At 51.7% G+C, this 464-nt stretch carries 1 protein-coding gene; it reads right to left on the reverse strand.

What is annotated here, in order from left to right; all coding sequences use genetic code 11:
• The coding region (locus KPY62_RS13535; protein ID WP_216583472.1) for a hypothetical protein at positions 1-464 on the reverse strand (464 nt) is incomplete at both ends.

A 464-nucleotide genomic window follows, 5' to 3' on the forward strand; every position in this document is an offset into this window, starting at 1 on the left:
GACGTTCTCCCACACTTTCCAGCCTTCAGGATGCACATATTCGGCTTTCCCATTCTGGCTGCCGGAAATCTGCGACAGAATAGCCATACCTTGCGGCTCGACCACCGCCTGATGGAAGAAATCAGCAATTTTTTGCGGCGTCAGCAGTTTTATCTGGGCCACGATTTTATCACGCGAATCGAAGCGCATATTGCCGCGATCGAAATCTTTACTTAACTTCGATGCTTCTTCGCCGAGCGTTTGCGGTGCCTGCAGCATCTGGGTAATTACCGCCTGCTGGATTTGCGCAAACTCTTCTGGCTTCATCGCCCGCAATTTTGCCTCTGCGGTTGGGAAAAACGCCTTGTAACGCTCCCACAAGAATGAAGGCTGTTTATCATTGCTTTGCAAAAGGAAGCCCATGCCCCACTGACGCCCCACGCTCATTGGAAACGCAAACACGGCATAGCCCAACTGTTCTTCGG

The sequence above is a fragment of the Psychrobacter sp. TAE2020 genome, assembly GCF_018919485.1.
Taxonomy (GTDB): domain Bacteria; phylum Pseudomonadota; class Gammaproteobacteria; order Pseudomonadales; family Moraxellaceae; genus Psychrobacter.